Genomic DNA, 8,743 nt, shown 5'->3' with positions numbered 1-8,743 from the left:
GCGACCTCACATCCAGTTGTCGAAGGGGCGGCCATTGTATAGGCCAAGCCACGAGTTATCCACACGACATCTGCCGCAAAAAGCACTGTGGACAACATCGGTATTCTTCAAGTATCCGCATCGGGACAGGCTGGGGAGTATCCGCGCACAAGATTTCGACTGTGGACAAGACGACAGTTATGCACATGGCCATGCACAGGCTGAACGCAGGTTGCCCACCACTTATCGCCAGAGCTGTCCTATCGACATGCAATTGAGCAAGATAGGAAAAAACAGGTTATCCACAGCAACTGCCTTCCTTAATAGTTATTGGTTATTCAGAACTACTTCTCTGTAGTAATGACAGCAGCCCCGCGATCTTCGGATCACGCGAGGTGTGAGGGGCTGTGATCGCGTCGGCAGAATCCCGGGTTATCCACTGCGACTTTTCGGCGCGCCTGACACGCAAGGGTCGTAAGTGCACAACCGCTCGTCAGAAACGCGAGTCCTTGAGGCTCACGACCGAACACAGGACTTGCACCCTTCCCGCGCATCGCCATGGCGGGCGATGCCGATCACTCAGCCCCACTGAGCGCTGAAAAAGCGCTGATCGCTTGCCTGGCGAGCGGTGCCTGTAGGCTCAAGGACGCCAAATCGAATTTTTTTGTGCCCGAAGGCCTGTCTTGCACGTGATCCGCGTGAGACACGAAGCGCCATATGGCGGGCGGCGTAGACGATATCTGTCGTCAAATGCCGCGAACGGGCTGTGGACAACTTCCAACGCGACATTGCAAGCCACTTGCAGATTCACTAGAATCCCTGCCCCTGACCAATCTGCCCTGTCCTCATGTGGATACAGGGCAACATTCGTTGACCTTTTCCAAACAACCACGTGGGAAGAAGCAGCTATGAAACGCACATTTCAGCCGAGCGTCCTGAAGCGCAAGCGCACACACGGTTTCCGTGCTCGTATGGCGACCAAAGGTGGCCGTGAGGTCATCCAGCGTCGTCGTGCGAAAGGCCGTAAGCGTCTGAGCGCCTGATCGAGGCCCGGATGTCCCGTCAGGGATTTCCCCGGCAGCTTCGCTTGCTGACTGCCGGGGATTACCGGCACGTCTTCGATCACACCACCCTCAAGGTACACGGCAAGGGGCTTCTGGCCCTGGCGTGTCCGAATGACCTGGGACATGCCCGCCTGGGGTTGGTGTTCAGCAAGAAGAACGTGCGCCGTGCCGTAGATCGCAACCGCCTCAAACGTCTGACGCGCGAATCCATTCGCCTCCGCCAGCAGCGCCTTCCGGCCGTCGACATCGTCGTACTGGCCAAGCGAGGCGTGACCGAGCTGGACAACGAGACTCTGCATCGCCAGCTGGACGGCATGTGGGCTCGTCTGGAGAAGGACGCCAGACGCCAGAAAGCGGCCAAGTCAACGCCACCTGCCTGACGCGACACCTGCCCGGTGCGTCCGGCATGTGGCGTTTTTTTCGTTATACGCCCTACCGTTCGTGACCGGACTCATCTGACTCCCCGCCAGATTGATTCACCCTCCAACGGGTATACACCATGGACGTCAAACGATTACTCCTCGTGATTCCGCTTGCGGTTGTCGCCTATCTGATGGTGGTCCAGTGGAACAAGGACTACGACCAGCCGGCTGCGGAAACACAGGCTCCCCAGGTTGCCTCTCAGGCCGCCAATGCCACTGCGCAAGGCCTTGAAGCCCCAAGCAGCAGCACGACTGCCAATGGCGATACCGGCCTCTCCACGCCGGATAGCGCAGCAAGCACCCCGAGCAACAACCTGATTGAAGTCAAGACTGACGTGCTGGACCTGCGTATCGATCCGCAGGGCGGTGACGTGGTCTATGCAGCGCTGCTCGAGCACAAGCAGAACAACGCTTCCGAGTCGCCCTTCGTGCTGCTGTCCGACAATCAGTCACGCAGCTACGTGGCCAAGTCCGGCCTGCAGCTGGATGGCCACAAGGGCCGTATCGCCTTCTCTGCCGACAGCAACAGCTACAGCCTTGCCGAGGGTGATGACAGCCTGCAAGTGGACCTGAAGGCCGACATCAATGGTGTTGCGGTCATCAAGCGCTTCACCGTCAGCCAGGACAGCTACCAGATCAAGGTCGACTACCTGCTGGACAACCAGTCACAGCAGCCGGTCAATGCTCGCTTCATCGGTCAGCTGGCCCGTGACAACAGCGCGGACCCGACCTCCGGTGGCGGCATGGGCATGAAGTCCTATCTGGGTGCGGCGTTCTCTTCTGAAGAGAACCACTACCAGAAGGTCGATTTCGAAGACATCCAGGACGGCAGCTTCAAGAATGTCGACGTCCAGGGTGGCTGGGTGTCCATGATCCAGCACTACTTCGTGTCTGCCTGGGTGCCGGCTGACAACCAGAAGAACCTCTACTACGCCAACGTCGACAAGCAGAACCGCAATGTCGCCGCCTTCGCGAGCCCGACGACCCAGATCGCCGCGGGTCAGCAGGCTGAGCTCGGCGCGACCCTGTTCGTCGGCCCGAAGGATCAGGACCAGCTGGAAGCGACCGCTCCCTACCTGGAACTGGTCGTCGACTTCGGCTGGCTGTGGTTCCTGGCCAACCCGCTGTTCTGGCTGCTGGAGCACATCCACGCGCTGGTCGGCAACTGGGGTGCCTCCATCATCCTGCTGACCGTTCTGGTCAAGGTCGTGCTGTTCCCACTGTCCGCGACCGCGTACCGCTCGATGGCCAAGATGCGCAAGATGGGCCCCGAGATGCAGCGCATCAAGGAGAAGTACGGCAGCGACCGCCAGAAGGTCTCGCAGGAGATGATGAAGTTCTACCAGACGGAGAAGATCAATCCGCTGGGGGGCTGTCTGCCGATCGTGATCCAGATGCCGGTCTTCATCGCCCTGTACTGGATGCTGATGGAATCCGTCGAACTGCGCCACGCGCCGTTCATGCTGTGGATCCAGGATCTGTCAGTGAAGGACCCGCTGTTCATCCTGCCGATCATCATGGGCCTGACGATGTTCATCCAGCAGCAGCTGAACCCGACGCCTCCGGACCCCACCCAAGCGAAGATCATGAAGATGCTGCCGATCGTCTTCACCTTCTTCTTCCTGTGGTTCCCGGCAGGTCTGGTGCTGTACTGGATCGTCAACAACACGCTGTCGATCGCTCAGCAGTACGTCATCACTCGTCAGATCGAGAATGCCGAGCCAACCAAGAAAGGCGCATGATGCCTTTCAGGTTCGCCTGACATGACTCACCCACGACCCTCGCCTCGGCGGGGGTCGTGGCGTTTCAGGCCCTGATTCCGAGGGCTGCGCCGACACTCCCGCCGCAAGGCGCCTTCCCCGTCACCCCGCTTGCTGTCACGGGCCTCCAGCCGCGACAATAGCGGCCATCTCCTTCATCTTCATTCCGGCTTCGCGCCCGAGGTTTGTGCATGTCTACCGCCTACCAGCCTGACTCCATCGCGGCCCTGGCCACTCCGCCCGGCCGTGGTGGCGTCGGCATCATCCGTGTCTCCGGTCCGGCCTGTCAGGCCATCGCCCAGGCCATGCTGGGCCAATGCCCGCCGGCACGCCGTGCCCACTATGGCCCCTTCATGGGACTCGATACCCAGGGCAACCCCATCGCCCTCGACGAAGGCATCGCGCTCTACTTCCAGGGCCCGAATTCCTTCACCGGCGAGGACGTGCTGGAGCTGCAAGGGCATGGCGGCCCGGTGATCATGGACCTGCTGCTGGAGCGCTGCGTGCAGCTGGGCGCACGTCTGGCACGCCCCGGTGAATTCAGCGAGCGCGCCTTCCTGAACGACAAGCTGGATCTCGCCCAGGCCGAAGCCATCGCCGACCTGATCGACGCCAGCTCACGCGCGGCGGCCGAGAATGCACTGCGCTCGCTCAAGGGCGAGTTCTCGACGCGCGTCAGCGCGTTGGTGCAGCGCCTGATCGAGCTGCGCATCTACGTCGAGGCCGCCATCGACTTCCCCGAAGAGGAAATCGACTTCCTGGCCGACGGCCATGTCGCGGCGCGCCTCGATGAAGTCAAGGCCGAGCTGGTAGGCGTGCGAGCCGCTGCCAACCAGGGCGCCCTGATGCGCGAGGGCATGACGGTGGTGATCGCCGGCCGCCCGAATGCCGGCAAGTCGAGCCTGCTCAATGCGCTGACCGAGCAGGACACCGCCATCGTCACCGATATCGAAGGCACCACCCGCGACGTGCTGCGTGAGCACATCCATCTCGACGGCATGCCACTGCATATCATCGATACCGCCGGGCTGCGCGACACGCCGGACGCCGTCGAGCGCATCGGCGTGCAGCGCGCCTGGGACGAGATCGAGAAGGCGGACCGCGTCCTGCTGCTGGTCGATGCCGCGACCACCTCGGCGACGGACCCGATGGAGATCTGGCCGGAATTCGTCGCGCGCCTGCCGGACCCGTCCCGCCTGACGCTGGTCCGCAACAAGATCGACACCAGCGGCGAGACGCCGGGGTTGACCGCCATCACCGCAACACAGGATGGCGATGCCGAGCTGGCACGCCACCAGGCCAGCGTGGTGCGCATCTCGGCGCGCGACAATCAGGGCCTCGATGCGCTGCGCGATCACCTCAAGGACATCATGGGCTTCACCGGCACCGCAGAGGGGCGCTTCAGCGCCCGCCGCCGCCACCTGGATGCGCTGGAGCGCGCTGGCGTATCTCTCGACAACGGCGACGCCCAGCTGCATGGCGCCGGCGCCGGGGAGCTGCTGGCCGAAGACCTGCGCGCCGCCCAGATGGCACTGTCCGAGATCACCGGCGAATTTTCAGCCGATGATCTGCTCGGGGAAATCTTCGGCAGCTTCTGCATCGGCAAGTGATCGCACCGAAGTGATCGCGCCGAGCTGACTCTCGCCCGCAGCCGGCCTCTCTTGCCGACAGTGCTTGCGTCTGGCTGTCTCCCTCTCGTTATACTGCCTCTGCCGACCCCTCCGAGTGGCGGAGGCGGGCAGGGGCAGACCGGGAGCCGACATGGCGGGACGCGCGACATCGAACAGACCGCAGGATGCCCATCGCGAGTCCCGTGACTCCAGCGCCTCTCCCCCGCCGGCCCCCGCCGATGAACTGAGCACCGGGCCTCTCCCCGAGGCCCCGTTGCGCCACCTGCTGCTCGACTTCTTCACCCGCCATTGGCCCCGCTATCTGCTGGCCATCGCGTTCCTGATCGGGGTCGCGGGGCTGAATCTGCTGTTGCCGTGGGCGATCGGCGCCACCATCGATGCGTTGCGTGATGGCAGCTTGGACCACGAGGCCTTGCTGAGCCGCCTGTTGTGGCTGGTAGGCGCAGGGCTTGCGCTCTATGCACTGCGCTATGCCTGGCGCGTGACACTGTTCGGCACCGCCTATCAGCTGGGGACGGAGCAGCGTGATGCCTTCCATGCCAAGCTGACGCGCCTGGACCCCGGCTTCTATCAGCGCCATCGCACCGGAGACCTGATGGCGCACGCCAGTCAGGACATCGATGCCGTGGAGATGGCCGCCGCGGAAGGCGTGCTGTCCAGCGTCGATGGCGCCATGACCTTCGTGCTGGTGCTCGGCATCATGCTGATCGCCATCGATGTGCCACTGACGCTGCTCGCCCTGTTGCCATTTCCCTTCATGGCCTGGGCCTTCGCACGCATCTCGCGAAGGATCGGAGAGCGTTTCCGCGAATCGCTGGAGCGCTTCTCGGACCTGAATGACCAGACCCAGGAAGCCTTCGCCGGCATTCGCATGCTCAGAAGCCATGCCTTGCTGGAGGATGAAGGCGCAAGATTCTCGCAGCGTGCCGCCGCCGCCGAAGCCGTCGATTATCGCGTCCAGAAGCTGGAGGCGGCCTTTGATCCGGTGGTGTTCATTGCGCTCTCGGCGGCGACGCTGCTGACGCTGGGTGTGGGTAGCTGGCGCTATCTGGATGACGCCATCACCCTGGGCCAACTGACCAGCTTCACGCTCTATCTGGCGCAGCTGATCTGGCCGATGTTCGCGCTTGGCTGGTGCCTGAATATCCTGCAGCGCGGCGCGGCAGCCGCACGGCGGCTGGCCACCTTCCACGCCGCGCCAGAAGCCCTTGAGGACAGCGGCACTCTGAACAAGGTAAGTGTCCATTCACTATGCCTTGAGATCAATGAATTCCACTACCCGGGCAGCCAGCAACGTGCCCTTGGCCCCCTCTCTCTTCAGGTGGCGGCAGGGGGCAGTCTGGGGATCGTCGGCGCGACCGGCAGTGGCAAGTCCACCTTGCTGCGTCTGCTGTCGCGCAGCTGGCCTCTGACGCCTGAGCAAGGGGTCTTGACGCTCGGTGGCAGAGAAGCAAGTAAGTACACACTATCGGCCTGGCGCCAGCAGTTCTCACTGGTCCCCCAGGACCCGTTCCTGTTTGCGCTCTCGGTAGCCGACAATGTCGCCCTCGCCTGCCCCGAGGCCTCCGACGAGCGAATTCGAGAGGCACTACGCGCGGCAGCCTTCGAGGAAGATCTGCGCCGCCTCCCCCAGGGGTTGGAAACGCTGGTGGGTGAGCGAGGCATCACGCTCTCTGGCGGCCAGCGTCAGCGGCTGGCACTGGCACGCAGCCTGCTCAGCGAGGCGCCGATCCTGCTGCTGGACGACACCCTGTCGGCGGTCGACCAGGTCACCGAACGCACCCTGCTGAAGACTCTCGCGCGCCTGCAGCAACCCGATCATCACGGCCTCAAGCGCACGCTGATCATCAATTCCCATCGCCTGTCTGCCGTGCAGGCCTGCCAGCAGATCCTGGTGCTCGAGGACGGGTGCATCCTGGAACAGGGCGATCACGCCAGTCTGCTGGCCGCCCGCGGCGCCTACTGGCGCCTATGGCAGGCCCAGCAGGTCAACCGCGAAGACGATGCCAAGGCGGAGCGCTCATGAGCCACGATGCCGCGACACGACCCGACACCCTCAGCGGCACTCGCCTGCTCAGCCGACGGCGACTGGCATTGCTCTGGCAACCGCTGGGCAGGCGCCGCGCAGAGGTCCTGCGCGCGCTGTTGATCCTGATCGCGGCGACCGTACTGGATGTGCTTGGCCCGTGGCTGACCCAGCGCTATCTGGATGACTACCTGATTCCCGGCAACCTCGCCCCCGAGGCCCTGGCCGGATTGGTGGGCATCTACGTGATCACCCAGCTGGGCGCCGCCGCCGGACGCTATTTCCAGCAGCTGCGCTTTGCCCGTCTGGCCCTCGCCAGCGTGCGCGATATCCGTGAGCGAGTCTTCACACATCTGCTGCACCAGCCACTATCGACCCTCGACAATATCGCTGCCGGTGAATTGGTGGCCCGCGTGACCAACGACACCGAGTCGCTCAAGGAGCTGTATATCGGGGTGCTGGCGACACTGATCGGCAATGTGGTGCTGTTGATCGGCATCCTGTCGGCGATGGCCCTGATGGATGGCACCCTGGCGATGATCGCGACGGCGCTGGTGCCGCTCTCCATCGGCATGATCTGGCTGTATCAGCGCTTCTCCGGGCGCGCTGCACGCGAGGTGCGCCGCCTGCGTGCCTTGCAGAATGCCAGAATCGCCGAGGCGATCGGCGGCATGAGTGTGCTGCAGGCAAGCGACCAGACCGAACGCTTCAGTCAGCGCTATCACCACCTCAACGTCTCCCAGTATCAGGCGCGCATGCGCACGGTGCGTGTGTCGGGGCTGCTGTTGCGTTCGGCCATCGACCTGATGGCGATGCTGATCACGCTCTCGCTGGTCGCCGTGTTCGGGCTGCGCGAACTGGGGGGCGGTGCGGAACTGGGAGTGCTCTACGCGTTCATCGCCTGGTTGGGGCGCATCAGCGAGCCCCTGATCCAGATCACGCAGCGACTGCAGGTCTTCCAGTCGGCGCTGGTGGCGACTGGCCGGCTGGAAGAGGTCCTGGACCGGCCACGCGAGACGCCTGAGCCAGACACGCGCACAGCGCAGGCAGCCACGCGTCGGCACTCGGACAACACCGTGATAGCGAGTGGTCACTATCAACTCGAGCAGCTGACCTTCCACCACCAAGGTGCGGAGGGTCCGGCCCTCAATGGACTGATGCTTGCCATCGAGAGCGGTGAGTTTCTCGGCGTGGTCGGCCCGACGGGCAGCGGCAAGTCCACCCTGCTCGATCTGCTCAGCGGGCAGCGCCCTGCCCCGGCGTCTCAGCTGCTGCTGGATGGTCGTCCGCTGATGGAGTGGTCGGCTCAACAACGCGCTACCGCGATAGCCGTCGTCCCGCAGGAGCCCTTCATCCGCGCCACGACACTGCGCGACAACCTGCTGCTGGGGCGTGAAATCAGCCAGCAGCACCTGTCACGGGTTCTGCACAAAGCGCATCTGACGCCGCTGGTCGATAGTCTGCCGCTAGGGCTCGACACCCTGCTGGGCGAGCGCGGCCTCAGTCTCTCCACGGGTGAGCGCCAATTGCTGGCGCTCGGACGTGCACTGGTCACGACACCACGCGTGCTGTTGCTGGATGAGGCCACCGCCAGCATCGATAGCCATACCGAAGCCCTGTTGCAGCAGGCACTGCATGAGCTGCGTGGCGAAGTGACCTTGATCGTGGTGGCACACCGGCTTGCCACGGTGCGTGATGCGGACCGCCTGCTGGTGCTGGAACAGGGCTGCATCACCCAGCTGGGGACCCACGATGCCCTGATGGCAGAACCCGGCCTCTATCGGCGGCTATGGCGGGAAGACATCGCACACTGATCAGGCCAACGGCCCCGACAATACAAATACCCCACGATGCAAAGGGC

The 8,743-nt window shown here is 63.6% G+C and carries 6 protein-coding genes; all 6 read left to right on the top strand.

The genetic code is table 11. The features are described from left to right. Nucleotides 1-887 precede the first annotated feature (887 nt). The 6 genes from rpmH (at nt 888) to LCW13_RS17380 (ending at nt 8,696) form a co-directional block, all read left to right on the top strand. Nucleotides 888-1,022: a 50S ribosomal protein L34 gene (rpmH, locus tag LCW13_RS17405; protein WP_043331656.1), complete on the top strand. Its 135-nt coding sequence runs from the start codon at nt 888-890 to the stop codon at nt 1,020-1,022. 11 nt (nt 1,023-1,033) lie between these two features. Beyond that, on the top strand, nt 1,034-1,423 hold the full coding sequence (gene rnpA, locus LCW13_RS17400) for a ribonuclease P protein component (RefSeq protein WP_052384306.1): 390 nt from the start codon (nt 1,034-1,036) through the stop codon (nt 1,421-1,423). Nucleotides 1,424-1,542: 119 nt separating this feature from the next. Next, nucleotides 1,543-3,207, top strand: coding sequence for a membrane protein insertase YidC (gene yidC / locus LCW13_RS17395; RefSeq protein ID WP_054556376.1), 1,665 nt, complete (start codon nt 1,543-1,545; stop codon nt 3,205-3,207). Between the two features lie 209 nt (nt 3,208-3,416). Next, complete coding sequence (gene mnmE / locus LCW13_RS17390; protein ID WP_153636737.1) at nt 3,417-4,835, top strand: tRNA uridine-5-carboxymethylaminomethyl(34) synthesis GTPase MnmE; 1,419 nt, start codon at nt 3,417-3,419, stop codon at nt 4,833-4,835. Between the two features lie 151 nt (nt 4,836-4,986). Further along, the gene (locus tag LCW13_RS17385; protein ID WP_153636736.1) at nt 4,987-6,882 is read left to right on the top strand and encodes an ABC transporter ATP-binding protein; all 1,896 of its coding nucleotides are present in this window, start codon (nt 4,987-4,989) and stop codon (nt 6,880-6,882) included. Next, the gene (locus LCW13_RS17380; protein ID WP_225347451.1) at nt 6,879-8,696 is read left to right on the top strand and encodes an ABC transporter ATP-binding protein; all 1,818 of its coding nucleotides are present in this window, start codon (nt 6,879-6,881) and stop codon (nt 8,694-8,696) included. The genes LCW13_RS17385 and LCW13_RS17380 overlap by 4 nt, the downstream gene beginning before the upstream one ends. Nucleotides 8,697-8,743: the final 47 nt, after the last annotated feature.

This window comes from Cobetia amphilecti, from assembly GCF_020217465.1.
Classification (GTDB): Bacteria; Pseudomonadota; Gammaproteobacteria; order Pseudomonadales; family Halomonadaceae; genus Cobetia; species Cobetia amphilecti.
Note: the sequence above shows the minus strand (reverse complement) of the source record. Positions and strands in the feature narration are given on the sequence as shown.

What these genes read in the sequence shown, in the direction of transcription:
- rpmH (WP_043331656.1), top strand. Translation starts at nt 888, where the DNA reads ATGAAACGCACATTTCAGCCGAGCGTCCTGAAGCGCAAGCGCACACAC.
- rnpA (WP_052384306.1), top strand. Translation starts at nt 1,034, where the DNA reads ATGTCCCGTCAGGGATTTCCCCGGCAGCTTCGCTTGCTGACTGCCGGG.
- yidC (WP_054556376.1), top strand. Translation starts at nt 1,543, where the DNA reads ATGGACGTCAAACGATTACTCCTCGTGATTCCGCTTGCGGTTGTCGCC.
- mnmE (WP_153636737.1), top strand. Translation starts at nt 3,417, where the DNA reads ATGTCTACCGCCTACCAGCCTGACTCCATCGCGGCCCTGGCCACTCCG.
- LCW13_RS17385 (WP_153636736.1), top strand. Translation starts at nt 4,987, where the DNA reads ATGGCGGGACGCGCGACATCGAACAGACCGCAGGATGCCCATCGCGAG.
- LCW13_RS17380 (WP_225347451.1), top strand. Translation starts at nt 6,879, where the DNA reads ATGAGCCACGATGCCGCGACACGACCCGACACCCTCAGCGGCACTCGC.